Below are 17,899 nucleotides of genomic sequence, written 5' to 3' on the forward strand. Positions count from 1 at the left end.
GGCACCCGCGCCCCTCACCGCCGTACCCGCTCGGGCGATGCGCCCCGTGCCGGAGCCGGGATCACGCCCGCGCCCGGACCGGTGCGCAGCCGGCGCCGCACCCCCCGTACGAGCGCGCCCGCCGTGTAGGTCGCGCCGTGCACGAAACGCATCGCCGGGCCGAAGGCGGAGGCCGTCATCAGGCCCGCCAGGAACAGGCCGGGATGCGACGGGGACTCGAAGTCCCGGCCGGCCGCCGGCGCACCGTCGGCCGCGGTCGCCAGGGACGCGCGCAGCTCGGGCGAGAGCAGGCCCAGCCGGTCGGTGGTCGCCCGGAAACCGGTGGCCGCGATGACGTGCTCGGTCTCCAGGGTGCGCGAGGCCCCCGCCCCGCCCGCCCGGTCCAGCACGTCGACCCGCACCCCGCCCGGCACCGCCCGCGCCGCCGCCACCTCGTGGGCGAGCAGCACCTCCACGGCCGGCTCGACCCGCTCCCGCACCCACCAGGCGCCCGCCGGACCGAGCGCCGTCGCCGCGATCCGCGCCCGCGTCGGCCCCGGGAGCCGGCTGTACAGGCCGGGGCGCTCGGCGTAGAACCAGTTGCGCCAGCCGCACCCCAGGGCGCTGTGCGGGGAGCGGGCCGACCGCCACCAGGGGCGCTGCCACGGGGGCGGTACGTCGTTCCAGCACAGCTCGTCGGCGCGGGCCAGCACCCGGACCCGGGTGCCCTGTTCGGCGAGAAGAGCCGCGGTCTCCAGGGCCGCCTGGCCGCCGCCGATCACGGTGACGTCCCGGCCGCGGAAGCGGGCGAGGTCGCCGTGGTGGCTGCTGTGCGTCACGCGGGAGGTGTCGAGGCCGGCCAGCGCGGCCGGGATCTCGACGAACGGCATCATGCCCACGGCCAGCGCGACCGTGCGGGCGGGCAACACCTCGCCGTCCTCCAGGACCGCCTCGAAGCCGCCCGGCCGCAGCGCCACCAGGCGGGTCACCGTGCGCTCGTCCACCGGGGGAACGGCCGTGCGGGCGAACCACAGCCCGTAGTCGGCGTACATCTCCACCGGGACCGGCTCCCCGTGCCGGACCGTCACGCCCCGGCTCTCGCAGTAGACGTCCAGGCCCCGGCGGCGCCCGGGGTCGCAGAGGTGCGAGGCCCACGGCTCCGACTTGAGGAACATCCCGCGCGGCATGTGGTCGCGCCAGGACGCCATGGGGCGGCCGAGGACGCGCACGCCCAGCCCGGCGGCCGCGGCATGGGACGCGATGGACAGGCCGTAGGGGCCCGCGCCCACCACCAGCAGGTCGTACATCAGCGGCTGCCCGCCTTCTCCTCGCCGGTCGGCTCGGCCGCCACGGCGGTCGCCCGGCGCGCCGACGGCACCCGCCCGCGCTCGCCGGCCGGGGCGCACAGCCCCCGGAGCCGCGCCAGCAGCCGTCGGGACACATGCCGGCCCCACAGACCCCACATCGCCCGGCCCGGCGCCCGGTCGTCGCGCGCACCCCAGGCCCGCTCCCGGCCCGCGGGCGCGGGGCGCAGCGCGGTCAGCGGGGCGTAGTTCTCCACCACGAACTCCCGCCCGGCCCGCGGCACCCCGTCCGGCAGCGGACGGTGCGTCAGGTCCAGGTGCAGCGCGCGGACGACGTCCAGGTCCGCGGTGTCGCTGAAGAGCCGGAACTGGGCGCCGGGCCGCGGGTTGAAGTCGAGCAGATGGTGGCGGCCCTCGGCGTCGCGGCGGAAGTCGAGGTCGAAGATGCCCCGGTAGCCCAGCTCGCCGGCGATCCGCTCGGCGAGCGCCTGCACCGTCGGGTCGGGCGTCCAGCGCCCCACCGCCGTCAGCCCCGCCCCGCGCGGCCAGGCCCGCAGCTTCACACCGGCACCCCCGCCGCGCACCGCGCCCGTACGGTCGGCGTACCCGTGGAAGAACCAGTCGCGGTCGGTGCCCGGCGGCAGGAACGCCTGGAGCAGCAGCCGGCTGCCCGCCTCCTCGGTGCGCAGATACAGCTCCCTCGCCTCCTGCGGGGAGCGCACCACCACCGTGCTGCGCAGCCCGCTGTCCGTCGGCAGCAGCCAGGGACGGCTCCACTTCGCCACCACCGGCAGGCCCAGCCGCCAGGCGGCCCGCGCCGCCTCGGCCGCGCTGTCCGGGATCAGCGTGAGCGGATGCGGTACGTCCACGGCGGCGCACAGGGCGGCCAGTTCCGCCTTGTCGGCGACGCGCTCGGCCAGCGGGCCCCGCGCCGGGGGCAGCAGATAGGCGGGCGCCAGCTCCGCGCGCAGCCGGTCCACCGCGACCGCGCTCGCGTCGTCCATCGGGATCAGCACCGCGGGGCGCGCGACGCGGGCGGCGATGCGGCGCAGGGCCACGCCGATGGCGGGAGCGGGCGCGCCGGGCGGCGGCGGGGGATGGATCGCGCGGACAAAACGCGACCGGGACACCGGACTTCCGGTGGAATCCGCGACGACGTGCACCTCCACTCCGGCTCTGCCGAGCGAGCGTACGGCGCCCAGCGTTCCGTGGTGAAAGGGATTCCGGTCGATCCGCAGCAGCACGGCGGGGACCCGGGTGTCGAACAGCGACACGGACTCAATTCCTTCGGTTGTTTCACTCGTGCGGGCGATCGGGCCACTCGAAAGCCGCAAGCACGGTGGCGGAGTTCGCCTTGGCGTGACTGAGTGTCAGTTATCGGATTAGCGCGAGAGTGAGAAAGGAGCAGGCATGGACTCACAGCAGCGACGGGTTCGGACCAGACGGCTGGCGTTCATCGCGGCGTCGGTCGCCGCGGCCGCCGCCCTGGCCTCGGGGCCCGGATTCGCAGCGGGGGTGGCGCGGGCCACCGATCCGCCCGCTCCCACGCCCGCCGTTCCGACCGTCCCCTCCCCGTCCGCCCAGCCGACCGGCACCCCGAGCGCCGACCCGGTGACCGAGCCGAAGCCCGTGCCGAAGCCGCCCGCCTTCGGCGCCTATCTCGACTACGGCCCACGCGGGGTGGACCGCATCGCCGAGCTCAGCCGCTGGCTGGGCGGCGCCGAGCTGCGGGTGGGCCACACCTATCTGCCCGGCGACCGCTGGAGCAACATCGAGGGCGCCCCCGACTTCCTCACCTCGTGGGCCGACTGGCGCAACGCGCGCGAGGACCGGATGTTCGTCCTCAACGTCCCCATGCTGGAGCGCAACGAGGACGGCGTCCCCGACCACCAGGTCGCGCGGCTGCTGCGGCAGGGCGCGGCCGGCGCCTACGATCACCACTTCCGCCGCCTGGCCGAACGGCTGGTGGAGCTGAAGGTGCCGGACACGGTCCTCGTGCTCGGCTGGGAGATGAACGGCATCACGTACACCCATCGCTGCGGGCCGGACCCGGAGGCCTGGAAGAAGTACTGGAACAGGATCGTCACCACCATGCGTTCGGTGCCGGGCCAGAAATTCCGCTTCGACTTCACACCGAGCCGCGGCAAGGACGCCATCGGCTGGACGCAGTGCTATCCCGGCGACGACACCGTCGACATCATCGGCATGGACTCGTACGACCAGCCGGCAGGCCTCTCGTTCGACCAGCAGGTGAAAGAGCCGTTCGGGCTTCAGGAGCACGTGGAATTCGCGAAATCCCACGGCAAGGCAATTTCCTATCCTGAATGGGGACTCTTCCGCAACGGAGACAACGCCGAGTACATGCGGCGCATGCTCGCATGGATGGACGAGCACAAACCGCTGTACAACACGCTGACCGACTACTGTCCGCACGGCGTCTGGCAGTGCGACGACAACCCGAGGGCGTCGGAGATCTACCGGTCCGTGCTCTCCGGGCGCACCGGTGAGCCGACCCCGACGCCCACCGAGCCGATGCCGACGCCGACGCCCACCGAGCCCACGCCCGAGCCCACGCCGACGAACCCGGCCGACTGCTCGCCGCTGGAACTCGGCGACTGGGTGGAGTACTGGATCGGCGGGAAGCTGTGCATGCGCTTCGACTGGTGGTCGCGCAGCCGGTGACGCCCAGGCGGCGGGTCGCTCACGGCCCGCCGCCACCGCGCTCCCGCCACCGGCGCACCAGCTCCTTGCCCCGCCTGCGGGCGGCGACGTCGCACAGGGCCGCCTCCAGCAGCGGGGCGGTGCGCCGCCGGGCGAGCAACAGCCGCTGGTTGGCCACCGGTTCGGGCCGCCAGTGGTGCTTGTACGGCTCGTTCCCGCGCAGCAGGCTCAGCGTGCCCCGGGCGTGCCGGCTGCACGCGTCCAGCAGCATCACCGCCACATCCGCCTTGCGTTCCCGCAGACACGGATGGGCGCCGTACAGATAGCCGCCCGTGAGGCGTCGCGACAGCAGCGTCAGATCGACGGCCACCACGTCGTCGTCCAGCCGGAACTCGGTGACGGCCGCGTCCCCCGCGGCCACCATCGGGGCGACCGAGCGCACCAGGTGCTCGCGGAACCGCGGCAGCAGATGCTCGCCCGTCACCCTGCGCCCCTGCCACTGCAACCGGTGCAGCTCCAGCAGCCGGCGCACCGCCTTGTCGACCTCGTCCGGCTCCACGACGTGCCGTTCGACACCGAGCGCGGTCAGCTTGCGGAGCTTGGCGCGGGCCCGCTGCTGGGCCTTGGCCGACGGCAGCCGGGCCACCAGCTCGTCCATGGTCACGGCGGGCAGCTCCAGGCACAGCGAGTCGCCGACCCGGCGCCGGGGCCCGGACCAGTGGTCGTAGATCCGCTCGGCCGCGCCGCCCGGCCGCACCTCGCGCAGGTCCACCAGCGCGGTCCGGGCCGCCGCCGCGAGCCCCGCGGTGAGCGCGGCCGCCGCCTGCGCGCCGCGCTCGTCGTCCAGCAGGACGTCCCCGTAGTCGGAGATCGCCCCGCCGAGCGGCACCAGGGACGGCACGGGTCGGTGGACCCGCATCAGGGGCGCGGCGGCGACCAGGTTGTCCCCGTCGCGGACCACGAGGACCCGCAGCCGCCCGGGACGGCCGTAGGACAGCCACCACGAGTGCAGCCAGGGGTGGCTCTGGAACGGGGTGGCGGTGGAGCAACGGCCGTACAGGCGCCGCCAGTCGGGGGCGAGTGCGGCGAAGACGGTGTCGTCGGTGACGAGTTCCGTCCGGTACGTCACAGCTGGCCGTGGGCGTCGGCGGCGACGGTCGGGCCGGGCACCGAGGCGGGGCGCCCCGGCTCCGGGGCGGACCGCCGCGGCCGCGCCAGCAGCACCAGGCCGCCGAGCAGCCCGCCCGCGCTCGCCCCGACCAGCCCGGTCACCGCGGGGGAGGCCGAGGTCGGCTCGGTGGGTCTGGTGGCGCGGGCGAACTGCTGGAGCTCGACGTGGGTGGCGTTCTGGGTGGTGTCCGCGTGCCGGGTCAGGGCCCGGGCGACCGCGTTGGCCATGTCGGCGGCGAGGTCGGGGCGGGATGAGGTCGCCGTGATCCCGATCATCGGGGCGTCCGGCGAGGTCGCCGTCTGCACGCTCGACCTCAGCGTCCCGACCGGGACGCCCGCCCACACCTGCGCGTCGCCGAGCACCGCGAGCTGGGTGGCGACCCGGCCGTAGGCCTGGGCGAAGCCGAGCGCGGTGGCGGAGTCGGACCTCTCGGCGGGGACGGCGACGACGTAACTGGTCGCGGTGTACTCCGGCGGCTCGGCCAGGCCGTACACGCCGCCCAGCAGACCGCCGGTGACGGCGCCGGCCGCGAGCAGGGACCAGGCGGGGAGGGTCTTGGCGCGGGTGAGGACCGCGGCGGGGCGGCGGGGCCCTGTGGGGTTCTCGGTCATGGGGAACTGACCTCCTGGGGTGACGTGGGCGAGGTGGCCGACGTGGGCGACTTGGGGGGCGAGACCGCGGCCGCGTACACATCCATCAGCTGTGCGGCGCTGCGGGTGATGCAGTAGTGGTGGGCGGCGTCCGGGGCGGTGCGCGGGCGGGGACCCTCGGCGCGGACCGCCGCGATCGCGCGGGCGAACTCCTCGACGCCGCCGAGGACCTGGCGGCTGCCGGGGGCCGCCTGCGAGGGCAGGTCCTCGATCGCGGGGCAGGAGCTGTAGAGCACCGGCAGCCCGGACGCCAGCGCCTCGACGACCGCGAGGCCGAACGCCTCCTCGGCGGACGGGGAGACGAGCAGGTCCATCGCGGCGGCGAGAGACGGCAGATCGGGGCCGGGGGAGCCGTCGGGGACGCTCGGGCGCTCGCCGGTGAACAGCACCCGGTCGGCGACCTGGGCCTCCCGGGCGACCCGGCGCAGCAGATGCTCGTCCGGGCCGCCGCCGACCAGCAGCAGCCAGCAGTTCTCCGGGAGCCGGGCGAGGGCGCGGATCGCGGTGTCGAAGCGTTTGCCCGCCGTGAGCCGTCCGATACCGCCGATGACGTACGCCTCCTCGGGCAGGCCGAGGCGGCGCCGGGTGCGCAGGCGCTGAAGCGCGTCGAAGCGGAAGCGGGGCAGGTCGATGCCGTTGGGGACGACCTGGATGCGGGGTGCGGGCACGCCCCAGCGCCGCAGCCGGGCGGCCACCGTGGGGGAGACGGCGACCGTGGCGCGGCCCAGGCGCTCGCTGGCCAGGTACAGCCCGCGGACCCCGGCGGTGAGCCGGCGGCCCTCCATCTGGGAGTCGCCGAGCGAGTGCTCGGTGGCGACGACCGCGCGCACCCCGGCGAGCCGCGCCGCGAGCCGGCCGTAGACGCAGGCGCGGTACAGGTGGGTGTGCACGAGGTCGTAGCCGCCGGACCGGATGTGGCGGACCAGGCGGGGCAAGGCGGCCAGGTCGCGGTTGCCGGCCATGCCGAGGTGGGTGACGCGTACCCCGTCGGCGGTCAGGCCGTCGGCGACCGCGCCCGGGTTGGTGAGCGTCACGACGTCGCAGTCGACCGGCAGATGCCGCAGCAGCAGCCGCAGTTGCTGCTCGGCGCCGCCGACCCCGAGGCCGGTGATGACGTGCAGGGCCCGCATCTCAGAGCCCCTCGACGGGACGGCGGCGCAGCCGGTGCAGCCGGTGCTTGAGGAACAGGCGCACGGCGGTGTCGTTCTGGCCGATGTGCAGCCGGGGGAGGGCGAGCGGGCCGGTGAGCGGACCGGGGTCGATGGCGCAGGCGTACGTGTATCCGGCGTCCCGTACGGCGTCGACGGCGCGCTGGTCGACGGTGCCGTAGGGGTAGCAGAAGCCGCCGATGGCCGCGCCGGTCAGCTCCTGGAGCGCGGCCCGGCTCTCGACCGTCTCGGACTTCAGCCGCAGGTCGTCGGCCCGGGTCAGGTCGACGTGGGTGAGTCCGTGCGAGCCGATCTCGATCCCCGCCTCGGCGGCTCGCCGGATGCCGTCCGCCGTCAGCAGCGGCTTGCGCGGGCCCAGCGGGTCCCAGGCGTTGTCGCCGCCGAGCCGGCCGGGCAGCACGAACAGGGTGGCGCCGAAGCCGTGCCGCTGGAGCACCGGGAGGGCGTGGTCGAGGAAGTCGGCGTACCCGTCGTCGAAGGTGAGGCCGACGAGGTCGGTGCGGGTGGGTTCGGCCAGCAGCGCGGCCATGGACACGCCCCGCAGACCGCGCCGGCTCAGCCAGGTCAGCTGCCGGTCGAGACGTTCGGGTGTGACCGTGACGCGGTAGGGGTCGTCGGAGCAGTCACCCACCGAGTGGTACATCGCGATCCACGGGACGGGGGCGGAATCAACGGCAGCGGCCATGAGTGAGCCTTCGTGTGACGGAACGTAGGGATCTCAGTGCGGGTACGACACCCTGGGCGTCCAGCGCCCAGGCGAGCAGGACGAACACGGCGGCGACGGTCGCGCCGCCCGCGACGAGGCCGGGCATGGCGGACGGCACCCGCGAGGCGACGAGGGCCCCGGCGATCGTCGCGACCACGGCGGCGCACACCGGTCTGCCCAGCTCGCGCACCGCGCTCCGCCGGCGGATCGGGACGCTGCCCGGGCCCATCCCGGCCAGCAGCAGTACGGCGGCGACGGTGATGCCGGTGGCGTTGGCGGCGGCGATACCGGCCACGCCCCACGGGCCGACCGTCCAGGCGCCGATCCACGAGGTGGCGGCGATACCGGCGGCCATCGCTGCGAACGGGTACCAGCTGGGGCGGGCGGCGGAGAAGTAGGACCGCACGAGCACCCCGGTCAGGGTCTGGCCGAGCAGCCCGAGGGCGTACACGCGCATGACGCCCGCGGTGGCGGCGGTGTCCCGGGCGGTGAACGCGCCGCGCTGGAAGAGGAGTTCGATGATCTGCGGGGCGCAGGCGATCACCGTGGCGGCGCCGAGCAGGACCACGCAGGAGGCGAGCGCGAGGTCGCGTTCCACCCGGGAACGGGCCCGCTCGACGTCACCGTCGGCGAGGGCGCGCGCGACCACCGGGAAGGTGACCGTGCACAGCATCAACGACAGGGTCATCGGGATCTGGGCGACCTTCTGCGCGTAGTTCAGGTGCGAGATGGCCCCGGCGTCGAGGGTGGAGGCGAGGTAGCGCTCGATCAGGGTCTGGGACTGCCGGCACAGCGCGAAGAGCAGGACGGTGACGACGAGGGCCGCGGTCACCGCGCGGTCGCCGCTCCCGCCCGGCTCCTGCGGGGTGAGCTGCTGCCGCCGGAACAACTGGCGTGCGAAGGAAGGCAGTTGCACCAGGAACATCAGTCCGCCGCCGATCGCCACCCCGACCGCCGCCGACCGCACGCCCCACTGCCCGCCGAGCACGAACATCGCCGTGATGATGCCGGTGTTGTACGCCACGTAGATCGCGGCCGGCGCGAGGAACCTGCGGTGGGCGCGCAGTGCGGCACTGCAGTACCCGGCGAGCCCGAAGCCCAGCACGCAGACCGCGGTGAGCCGGGTGCAGTCGACGGCGAGCGCGGGGTCGGGCAGGCCCGGTGCCAGGGCCTCGACGACGTACGGGGCGGCGCCGACGAGCAGCGCGGACACTGCGACGAAGGCGAGGGACAGCTTCGGCAGCGTGGCCACGACCAGCGCCCGCACCGGGTCCCCGGCGACCCCCTGCGCCCGCCGCGCCAGCGCCAGGCTGAACGCCGGGACCAGCGCGAAGGCCAGCCCGTCCTCGATGAGCAGCGTCGAGGCGAACTCCGGGACGGTCCACGCCACGAGAAACGCGTCGGTCTCGCTCCCGGCCCCGAACAACCGCGCCAACGCCTGGTCCCGCGCCAGCCCCAGCACGGCCCCGGCGACGGAGAGCACAGCGGTGACGAGCGTGGCCTTGGCGAGGAAACGCCGGGAGACGGGCGCGAGATCGGGAGGGCCGGGCGGGTCCTTGGGCGGGACGCGGGGAGAGGGCTCGGCGGCGGCCGTGCCCCGTGCCTGCGACGGACGGGGCTCCGTGGCGCTCGCGTCCCGTGCGTGCGACGGGCGGGGCTCCGTGGTGCTCGCGTCCCGTGCCTGCGACGGGCGGGGCTCGGTCGCGCTCGCGTCCCGTGCCTGCGGTGGGCGGGGCCAGAGGGCCGCGGGTGGGGTGTCTCCCGGGCCGGCCGTGGTCTGGTCGGAGGGTCCGGTGGCCCCCGTGTCCCGTTCCGTCGGAGTGTCCGGGGTGGCCCCGGAGGTCCGCGGCGGCATCGCCCTCATCGGGTGGCCGCCTCCTCGGCGCGGTCGGGCAGCGGGGCCGGGACCGCCGGGGCGTTCGCCGGGGTGTCGTCGGCCAGGGCCCACCAGGCGGCCAGCCCGAAGCACACCGCGGTGAGCACCGTGGAGGGTCCGCCGATGTCGGCGTAGACGAAGTCGGTGAGCTGCCAGACGAGGAATCCGCAGGCGATCAGCGCGCAGTCGAGGCCCGGTCCGCAGCGCCGGACGCGGACGAGCCGGCGCAGTCCGCACACCAGCAGCGCCAACCAGCCGCCCGCGAGGGCGAGGAGGCCCACGAGGCCCTGCTCGGCGAGGACCAGCAGGTACATGTTGTGCGGGGAGAGCAGCGGCTGCTTGCGGAAGGTCGCGCCCGCGCCGTCGGTGTCGCTGCCGGCGGACAGGGCGAGCGAGGCGTGCGCGTCCCGGTGGTCGGGGAAACCCTTCAACCCCACGCCGGTCAGCGGCTGTTCGCGCCACATGTCGAGGGCCGCCGCCCACATGGTGTAGCGGTCCGTGACGGACTGGTCGGGCGCGTCGGTGACCCGCGTGATGCTGTCGACCCGCTCCTGGAGCATCGCCGAACCGACGCCGAAGCCGCCGACGAGGATCACACCGAGCGCGGCCACCACCGCCCCGACCCGCAACGCCCGCCGCAGCCCGGCCAGTACCAGCTGTACCGTGCAGGTCAGCGCCGCCGCGATCCACGCCCCGCGGCTGAAGGACAGCGCGAGGGGGACCAGCAGGGCCGTCGCGCAAGCGGCGGCGACCACCCGCTGCCGTACCGGGGACCGGCCCAGCGCCAGCCCGGTCGCGCACACCAGCCCGAAGCACACGACGGTCGCCATGCCCATCACGTCCTGCGCCCCGAAGGTGCCCACGGCACGGATCTCCCGGCCCTGGTACGAGGCCCCGGTCCCGGTGAGGAACTGGTGCACCCCGATCGCCCCCTGCCACAGGGCGAGTCCGATGAAGGACCAGGCCAGCACGCGGAAGTCGCGCCGGTCCCGGACCAGCAGCAGCACCGCGGCCGGCACCAGCACGAAGACCTGGAGGTAGCGGCCCATCCCGGTGATCCCGACGCCCGGCGAGGCGGCACCGACGGCGGCGACCGCCAGCCCGGCCACCGGCAGCCCCAGCACCACGAGGGCCGTACGGGACAGCGGGCGCCGCCTCTCCCGTACGAGACGGATGCCGCAGTACAGCACCACGAGCGCCGAGAGCGCGTCGGCGGGACCCGCGCCCCCCTCGCCGCCCGGCCCGGTCGGCAGCCCCAGCAGGGCGACGACCGCCACCACCGGGAGCACCGGTGCGAACCCCCGCACCCGGTCCATGCTCAGCTCCCCGTCGGACGCACGAGCGCGACCGCGGTCCGCGCCAGGATGCAGATGTCCTGCCACAGCGACCAGTTGTCGATGTACGCGTTGTCGAAGCGGGCCCGGTCCTCGATGGAGGTGTCGCCGCGCAGCCCATGGATCTGGGCGAGCCCGGTGATACCGGTCCGCATCCGGTGGCGGGCCGCGTAACCGGGGTAGCTCTGGCTGAACTGGGCGACGAAGTAGGGGCGTTCGGGCCGCGGGCCGACCAGGCTCATGTCGCCCCAGAAGACGTTCCACAGCTGGAGCAGCTCATCGAGCGAGCTCCGGCGCAGGAAGCGGCAGAACCACGACATCTGGCGTTCGTTCGCCACGCTCCACCGGGTCGCCGACTCGTGCTCGTCGACCGGGCGGTGGGTGCGGAACTTCAGCAGGGTGAAGGGACGTCCGTCCTTGCCGATGCGTTCCTGGTGGAAGACGACCCCGGGCCCGTCGGTCAGCCGCAGCACCACCGCGCACACCAGCAGCAGCGGGCTGACCAGCAGCAACAGGGCCCCGGCCACCAGCACGTCCAGCACCCGCTTGCCGACGCTGCCCCGCCGCCGGCCCCCCATGTCCAGGCGGCGGCAGGCGAACCCGGCGAGCTGCTCACGGCTGGCGTACGACGGGCAGTCCGCGTCGACCTCCCACACCGCGCAGCCCGACTCGGCCAACGCCCGCAGCAGCGGCCCCTGTTGGGTGCGCGCCGAGGGGTGCACGACCAGGACGTCCCGGACGCCGTTCTGGATCAGCGCCCGCTCGACCTCCTCGCCGGTCGTCAGCACCGGCAGCCCGTCACTGCCGTCCGGCGTCTCGGCGACGACACCCACCGGCCGTACCCCGCACCGCGGATGGCGCAGGATGCCCGCGGCCACCCGCTGCGCGGTCGCGGCGGGGCCGACGACCAGGGCGGCGCGCGGCCGGTTCAGCAGGGCCGTGCGGCGCCGCCAGTGCACGAAGCCACGGGTCGCGCAGGCCGCCGCCGACTGGAGCAGGAGACCGAGGGCGAGCGTGCGGGCGGACAGGGCGTGCTGCGGGGCGTACGCGGCGACCAGCGCGCCGAGCGCCAGCCAGGACACCGCGATCCGGCCGCAGACGGTAGGCAGTTCTTCGAGGACGCCGGGGACGGCCCGGGGCAGCTGCGGGCGCAGCAGCATCGACGCGGACACCGACAAGGCCGCGAGCAGCGGCTGATGCTCGGTCCCGGTGAGCGCGAGGGCCCCGAGCAGTGCCGCGAGCAGGTCCGCGGCGAGCAGCGGCACCGGGGAGGCGGGCCGGGGCTGCGGGCGGCGGTGGGGGAACCGGAACCCGCCGACGGCACCGCGCGAGGGGATGACCGAGACGGGCGAGAATCCGTGATCCCATGGCTGCCCGCCGGGCGAGGGGACGGTACTTTCGGCGGTCACGAGTGGATGGACTCCCTGTACTCGAAAGGCACGGCATGGGCTGCGGTGCCGAGCAGTTCGCGGTACACGCCCGCCACCGCCTCGGTCGTGTGCCGTACGTCGTGCGTGGACAGGACGTGACGGCGCCCCTGATGACCGAGCGCCTCGCGGCGCAGCGGATCGAGCAGCAGCTCGGCGACGGCGCCGGCGAGCGCGGCCGGGGCCTCGGGGGGCACCAGGCAGTGGGGCGCGAGATCCGGCGGCAGGCTCTCGCGGGCACCGTCGACGTCCGTCAGCACCACCGGCCGCCCGCACGCCATCGCCTCCAGCGGGGCGAGCGCCATGCCCTCCCAGCGGGAGGGCAGGACGACCAGATCGGCGGCCTGGTACCAGGGGACGGGGTCGGCGACGGCCCCCGCGAACACCACCGACTCGGGTGCGCGGGCGGCCAGTCGGTCCCGCTCGGGTCCGTCGCCGACGAACACGAGCCGGGCCCGCGGCACCCGTTCCCGCACCGCCTCCCACGCCTCCAGCAGAACGTCCTGCCCCTTCTGCCGGCACAGCCGCCCCACGCACACCACGAGCGGGGCTGCCGGACCGACGTCCGGCAGCAGGGACGCCCGTACGGTGTCCACGGCGGCGGGGTGGAAGCGGGCGGGGTCGATGCCGTTGGGGACGACGCTCCACCGCCCGGCGATCCCGGCGCGCACGCCGGTCGCGCGCTCGGCGGCGCTCACACACACCACCCGGGAGGCCCAGCGCGCCCCCCAGCGCTCCCACTTCAGCGCGAGCGCCGCGGTGACGCCGTCGACCGCCTCGAAGGACCAGGCGTGTGGCTGGAACACCGTCGGCACCCGCCCCCGGATCGCGAGCCGCCCGGCCAGACCGGCCTTTGCGCTGTGCGCGTGCACCAGTTCGGGCCGTACCTCTTCGATCACCTGAGCGAGCTGTCGTACCTCGCCGAGGAGCGAGGGCCCCGGCGAGCGCGTGGCCCGCCATCGGCGTACGTCCGCGCCCAGCGCCCGCAGTCCGTCGGCGAACGCGCCGGCCGGGCAGGCCACCGCGACCTCCAGGCCGGCCGCGAGCTGGGCCCGCACCAGGTCCGTCACGACGCGGGCGACCCCGCCCGCCACGGGCTGCGTAAGGTGCAGGACCCGTGGCCGAGGGTCGGTTGCTGACTGGTGCATTGCGCGGTTTCCTCGCTCACGGACGGCACTCGGGAGGGGCGGGAACGCGCCTCAGCGCTGGGCGTCGACGGCGACGATGAGCGCCCCGGCCCTCGCCGCGTCCCGCTGGGGAACGAGCCGGAAGGCCAGCTGGTCACCACCGGCTCGCGGCGCCTTGCCGGGATCGAACACATCGGGGCCGTACCGAAGGGTGTTCGCACACGAGGTGAACCGGTGTGACGGAGTGGATCCGGACTCACCCGTACAGCCGTGGTCGCCGGCGCGGGCGACGGGTCCGGCCGGTCCGGAGGCGCCCCCGGGGATCCTGATCGTGGCGTGGGCGAGGGCTGCCGCCGTCGCTCGGCGCAGCGACGGACGCAGGGGATGGCGCATGACCGGGGTGGCCTTCCGGGAAGAGGTGCGCGAGCGGGTGGCACGCCCGGCTCGTGGTGCCAGGGCGTCATGAGGGCGATCTGCTGGCTACAGGGGTGCGTCGCGAGGTCCGCAACTGTAGCCACTATCTGTACTAATCCGCCGAAACCCGACAAGTGTGTCGGACAAGTGTGGTGGAATCGTGAAGCCGTCCTTTCGTGAGATCACCCCATTGGCGGCACAACCCGCGCGCGCCCCGCGCGTTGACACAGCGCCGGGCATCCCCGCCCGGGTGTTTGTGTCAACCCCAAGGAGCACCTCTCCATGTCGCGTATCGCGAAGGGCCTGGTCCTTACCTCCGCTGCCGTCGCGGCCGTCGCCGGCGGCGCCGGAATCGCCGCCGCCGACGCCGACGCGCACGGCGCTGCCGCCCACTCCCCGGGTGTGCTGTCGGGTAACGCCGTCCAGGTCCCGGTCCACATTCCGGTCAACGTCTGCGGCAACACCGTGAACGTCATCGGTCTGCTGAACCCCGCCTTCGGCAACACCTGCGTCAACGACTGACGTCGGCGCGAACCGCCCTTTGCCGGCCGCCTTCCCGTGGTTTCCCCCCGGGTGGGCGGCCGGTTTGCGTTCCCCCGAATGGGCGGTGGGGGTGGCGACGCGGTGAGCTGGGCCTGACGGGGCGCCTCACCAGCGAGGACGCGCCCAAGGGATGGTTACCCTACGAATACGATCGGTTGCAGAGCACGATGGGCGCTTCCACGGTAGGAGGAGATCCGTCCCAGATCGAAAGGGATCACCCATGCGTGCTCTGTCCGCACGACGTCTCGCATCCGCTGCCCTCAGTGCCACCCTCCTGATCGGAATCGCCGCTCCAGCGGCGGTGGCGGTCGACCACGAGCCGCAGCACGAGCGCGCGCTGACGGGGGTGAAGGACCCGGTTCAGGGCGCCGACGCGCTGCTCGGGCAGGTCAAGACGCTGGGTGACCTGGTGGCCGTGCTCAAGCCGGTCACCGAGGTGCTCGACACCGTGCTCAACGCCAAGGACGGGATCAGCCCCGCACAGGCGACCCAGCTCCTGAAGACGGTCCAGGACGCCATCGCCGCGGCCACCGCGCAGGCCCCCGTGCCGGTGCCGCAGGCGCCCGTGACCCCCGCCGACCCGGGGCTCACGCCTGCCACGAACGTCCCGACGGTGCCGTCGGCCGTCCCCGCGCCGTCCACCGCCCTGCCGGTGCCGGTCACGCTGCTGGCGCTCCCGCTGCCCGCGGACAGCACCGGCGACTCCAAGGCGCCCTCCGCCGACGCCGGCGGCGACGCGCTCGCCGCCCTCCAGACGGCCGTCAGCGACCTGCTCGCGGCGGCATCCGCCACACCCCCCAGCGCCTCGAAGGTCCTCGCGGCCGCCACGGCCGTGGTGGGCAAGCTCGTCAACGCCACCGTGGCGCTGCTGCTGGGCGGCGGGCTCCCGCTGCCGCTCCCGCCCGGCGGGCTGCCGACGGACGCCGCGCCCGGTGCGGTCGGCGGGCAGCCGGCCGGAGGTCTGCCGCCCACCTCGTGAGCCGCCCGGAGCCCCCCGGAGAGCCTGGGCGGTTCTTTTCTCTCTCGGACCAGGGGTGGCGCCTGAGGCGAAGCAGTCGTCACCCCAGCCGTTGTGCCGGTCGGACGGACCGGCACAACGGCTGTTCTTTTTCCTATTGCTTTCTCATCTCCGCCGGGAATCCCGGCGGATGGGTCGCAGAAATTTCTGCGTACAGGGTTTCCGGGCCGGTCGGGGATCGTTAGGCACGGCGTCAGAATTCTCTCTGGTGACGTGAGTTGCCGAAGAAAGGAACACGATGAAGTCCCTGAAGGCTGCCGCCGTTGTTGCCGGTTCCGTAGCCCTCGCCGGTGCTGCCGCGCCCGCGTTCGCCTACAACACCGCCGACGTCACGCCCACCAGCCTCACCGGCGCCGTGAACACGCTCACCAGCGGTCAGCTCGCCCCGGCCGACGTGATGCCGCTCCAGCACCAGTCGAACGCCCTCGACACCGAGAACAAGGACTCCGTGCTCAACACCGTGAAGGGCGCGACCGCCACGCTGAACAACAGCGGTCTGCTCGGTGGGCTTCCGCTGGGTGGCTGACGTATTCCTGCCGCGGGAAAAGGGCCGATTCCGTGGTGACGGGAATCGGCCCTTCAAGGCGTCCGGCACGCCGTCCCCCGGGTACGTCCCGCGCTGTTCGAGGCCGCGTACCTCGTTCGTGTGGACCCCGTGCCGGGTATCACCCGGTCGGGTGAGAACGGGCCGAGTGGGCTTCCGGCCCGTCGATATGGTCGCGCGGTGACCTCAACCCGAAGCGAAACCCGCCCCTTCAACGCCGCCGACCTGGGCACGCTCGTCGTGATGGCCTGGAGCGGCGATGCCCCCGACGGCCACATGCCCTACCTCCTCGCCTACACCCTCGGGGACTCGGCGAGCGGCCCGGAGGCCGCCACGGCCGCCGTCGAAGCGCTGCTGGAGAACAACGGGTTGCCCGTCGGCGGCGACCTCGTCGACGGCAACGCCCGGCAGAACCTGCCGGTCAGCCTGCTCGTCGAGGCGGGTACGGCCGTCGTCAACATGCCCGGCTTCAACGCCCAGTGCGCCCCGCCCGAGGAGTGGCTGGAGGCGGTCGCCGAGCGCGGCTTCGCGTACTTCGTCTTCACCACCCGCCCCTGGCCCGAGGCCGAGCCGGGCAAGCCCGTCGACCCCGAGGCCCTGGCCGCCTTCGCCGGCGCCGACGACACCCTGAACGCCGCCGCGCACGTCGTCCTCCCCGCCCGCAGCCTGCGCGGCTGATGACCCGGACCGCGGGCGCCGGCCGCGGCTTCGCCGGGCTGATGGTGCTCACGGGGGCCGCCGGACTGCTGGCCTCCTGGGTCATCACCCTCGACAAGTTCACGCTGCTCCAGGACCCGGACTTCACCCCGGGCTGCAGCCTGAACCCCGTGGTGTCCTGCGGCAGCGTCATGCGCAGCGACCAGGCCTCGGCCTTCGGTTTCCCCAACCCGATGCTGGGCCTGGTCGCCTACGGCATCGTGATCGCCGTAGGCGTGAGCCTGCTGGCCGGTGCGCGCCTGCCCGGCTGGTACTGGCTCACCTTCGGCGCCGGCTGCCTCTTCGGCGTCGGGTTCGTGACGTGGCTCCAGTTCGAGTCGCTGTACCGGATCAACGCCCTGTGCCTGTGGTGCTGTCTGGCGTGGGTCGCCACCATCGTCCTGTTCTGGTGCGTGACCTCGTTCGCCGTACGCGACCGCTTCCTGCCCGCACCGGCCCGGGCGAGGTCGTTCCTCACCGAGTTCGCCTGGGTCGCACCGGTGGTGCACCTCGGGATCGTCGGCACGCTGATCCTGACCCGTTGGTGGGACTTCTGGACGAGCTGACCAGTCACACGTCGTACTACTGCGGCAAACGGGCGAATCTTGCACTGGTGACCGGGCCGAGGTCGTTACGAGGTACGGACGTCGAGCCACACACATCCGGAAAGGGACCGTACCTGAGATGAAGTCGACCACCCGAGGAACCATTGCCGCCGTCATCACGGGCGTCGCGGCCGCGGTGGGCGCCGCCGCGACCCCCGCCGCAGCGGTGGAGACGGTCCCCGTCCCGGTGCCGCTGGACGGCATCGAGAAGTCCCTCAACGTGGAACTGCCCAAGGTCGGCGGCGAGATCCCGTTGCCCATGCCGGGCGCGCCCGAGGGCCCGCGGTACGTCGAGGGCCACCTCCTGCCCGAGCGGGTCATCCCGCAGCTGCCGGTCAGCGGCGGACTGCCCGGCCTCGGCCTGCACGCGCCCCTGCCGCACCTCCTCGGCGACGACTTCGACCACGTCGGCGTCGGCACCCCGGCCTCCGACCTGCGCACGCTGGCCCCCGGGCTGGCCCTGGACGCCCCGCTGACCGCCCCGAACGCCGAGAACTTCGGCCTGCCGGACACCAAGCTCCCGCAGGTGGGCGTCCTCACGCCGGTCCTGCAGACCGTGCCCGCCGCCGACCTGGTGATGGGCCCGGGCCTCTAGACCTCGACCGCTCCCAGGAGCCCGCTCGGACCACCCGATGGTGACCGTGCGGGCTCCTTCGCGGTTACCGCTACGGATCA

18 protein-coding genes are annotated in these 17,899 nt (G+C 74.2%); 7 read left to right on the forward strand and 11 right to left on the reverse strand.

Annotation, left to right across the window (positions count from 1 at the left end):
* Window positions 1-14 precede the first annotated feature (14 nt).
* Both ACZ56U_RS15555 and ACZ56U_RS15560 read right to left on the reverse strand, forming a co-directional pair.
* A complete protein-coding gene (locus tag ACZ56U_RS15555) occupies window positions 15-1,286 on the reverse strand; it encodes an NAD(P)-binding domain-containing protein (protein WP_469084532.1) in 1,272 nt (423 codons plus the stop codon).
* On the reverse strand, window positions 1,286-2,557 hold the full coding sequence (locus tag ACZ56U_RS15560) for a carboxylate--amine ligase (RefSeq protein ID WP_469084533.1): 1,272 nt from the start codon (window positions 2,555-2,557) through the stop codon (window positions 1,286-1,288). The genes ACZ56U_RS15555 and ACZ56U_RS15560 overlap by 1 nt, the downstream gene beginning before the upstream one ends.
* A gap of 136 nt (window positions 2,558-2,693) precedes the next feature.
* On the opposite strand from ACZ56U_RS15560, the gene ACZ56U_RS15565 reads away from it, so the two are divergent.
* Window positions 2,694-3,965, forward strand: coding sequence for a glycoside hydrolase family 26 protein (locus ACZ56U_RS15565; protein WP_469084534.1), 1,272 nt, complete (start codon window positions 2,694-2,696; stop codon window positions 3,963-3,965).
* A 19-nt stretch (window positions 3,966-3,984) separates the two neighbouring features.
* On the opposite strand, the gene ACZ56U_RS15570 is transcribed toward ACZ56U_RS15565, so the two are convergent.
* From ACZ56U_RS15570 to ACZ56U_RS15610, 9 genes are read right to left on the reverse strand one after another with little or no spacing between them, the layout of a single operon-like run.
* Window positions 3,985-5,073: a GNAT family N-acetyltransferase gene (locus ACZ56U_RS15570; RefSeq protein WP_469084535.1), complete on the reverse strand. Its 1,089-nt coding sequence runs from the start codon at window positions 5,071-5,073 to the stop codon at window positions 3,985-3,987.
* Window positions 5,070-5,726, reverse strand: a complete 657-nt coding sequence (locus ACZ56U_RS15575; protein WP_469084536.1) for a YveK family protein — start codon at window positions 5,724-5,726, stop codon at window positions 5,070-5,072. The genes ACZ56U_RS15570 and ACZ56U_RS15575 overlap by 4 nt, the downstream gene beginning before the upstream one ends.
* Complete coding sequence (locus ACZ56U_RS15580; RefSeq protein WP_469084537.1) at window positions 5,723-6,895, reverse strand: glycosyltransferase; 1,173 nt, start codon at window positions 6,893-6,895, stop codon at window positions 5,723-5,725. The genes ACZ56U_RS15575 and ACZ56U_RS15580 overlap by 4 nt, the downstream gene beginning before the upstream one ends.
* A 1-nt stretch (window position 6,896) precedes the next feature.
* The gene (locus ACZ56U_RS15585) at window positions 6,897-7,619 is read right to left on the reverse strand and encodes a polysaccharide deacetylase family protein (RefSeq protein ID WP_469084538.1); all 723 of its coding nucleotides are present in this window, start codon (window positions 7,617-7,619) and stop codon (window positions 6,897-6,899) included.
* Complete coding sequence (gene murJ / locus ACZ56U_RS15590; protein WP_469084539.1) at window positions 7,603-9,504, reverse strand: murein biosynthesis integral membrane protein MurJ; 1,902 nt, start codon at window positions 9,502-9,504, stop codon at window positions 7,603-7,605. The genes ACZ56U_RS15585 and murJ overlap by 17 nt, the downstream gene beginning before the upstream one ends.
* Window positions 9,501-10,832 carry an O-antigen ligase family protein gene (locus ACZ56U_RS15595; protein WP_469084540.1) on the reverse strand — a complete coding sequence of 444 codons (1,332 nt, stop codon included), beginning with the start codon at window positions 10,830-10,832 and terminating at the stop codon, window positions 9,501-9,503. Before ACZ56U_RS15595 ends, murJ begins: the two co-directional genes overlap by 4 nt.
* 2 nt (window positions 10,833-10,834) lie before the next feature.
* The gene (locus ACZ56U_RS15600; protein WP_469084541.1) at window positions 10,835-12,259 is read right to left on the reverse strand and encodes an exopolysaccharide biosynthesis polyprenyl glycosylphosphotransferase; all 1,425 of its coding nucleotides are present in this window, start codon (window positions 12,257-12,259) and stop codon (window positions 10,835-10,837) included.
* Window positions 12,256-13,425 (reverse strand): glycosyltransferase, encoded by a 1,170-nt coding sequence (locus ACZ56U_RS15605; protein WP_469084542.1) that lies wholly within the window; start codon window positions 13,423-13,425, stop codon window positions 12,256-12,258. The genes ACZ56U_RS15600 and ACZ56U_RS15605 overlap by 4 nt, the downstream gene beginning before the upstream one ends.
* Window positions 13,426-13,476: 51 nt before the next feature.
* Complete coding sequence (locus tag ACZ56U_RS15610) at window positions 13,477-13,797, reverse strand: hypothetical protein (protein ID WP_469084543.1); 321 nt, start codon at window positions 13,795-13,797, stop codon at window positions 13,477-13,479.
* Between the two features lie 303 nt (window positions 13,798-14,100).
* Between ACZ56U_RS15610 and ACZ56U_RS15615 the strand changes: the two genes are divergently transcribed.
* The 6 genes from ACZ56U_RS15615 (at window position 14,101) to ACZ56U_RS15640 (ending at window position 17,819) form a co-directional block, all read left to right on the forward strand.
* Entirely contained in the window at window positions 14,101-14,340 is a 240-nt protein-coding gene (locus tag ACZ56U_RS15615) for a chaplin (RefSeq protein WP_469084544.1), read from the forward strand.
* Between the two features lie 241 nt (window positions 14,341-14,581).
* Window positions 14,582-15,340, forward strand: a complete 759-nt coding sequence (locus ACZ56U_RS15620) for a hypothetical protein (protein WP_469084545.1) — start codon at window positions 14,582-14,584, stop codon at window positions 15,338-15,340.
* Between the two features lie 277 nt (window positions 15,341-15,617).
* On the forward strand, window positions 15,618-15,905 hold the full coding sequence (locus tag ACZ56U_RS15625) for a hypothetical protein (protein ID WP_391241129.1): 288 nt from the start codon (window positions 15,618-15,620) through the stop codon (window positions 15,903-15,905).
* Between the two features lie 198 nt (window positions 15,906-16,103).
* Window positions 16,104-16,601 carry a DUF5949 family protein gene (locus tag ACZ56U_RS15630; RefSeq protein ID WP_469084546.1) on the forward strand — a complete coding sequence of 166 codons (498 nt, stop codon included), beginning with the start codon at window positions 16,104-16,106 and terminating at the stop codon, window positions 16,599-16,601.
* Window positions 16,601-17,185: a vitamin K epoxide reductase family protein gene (locus ACZ56U_RS15635; protein WP_469084547.1), complete on the forward strand. Its 585-nt coding sequence runs from the start codon at window positions 16,601-16,603 to the stop codon at window positions 17,183-17,185. Before ACZ56U_RS15630 ends, ACZ56U_RS15635 begins: the two co-directional genes overlap by 1 nt.
* 118 nt (window positions 17,186-17,303) lie before the next feature.
* Entirely contained in the window at window positions 17,304-17,819 is a 516-nt protein-coding gene (locus ACZ56U_RS15640) for a hypothetical protein (protein WP_469084548.1), read from the forward strand.
* Window positions 17,820-17,899 lie beyond the last annotated feature (80 nt).

It is taken from the genome of Streptomyces sp. NPDC034103, assembly GCF_055575395.1.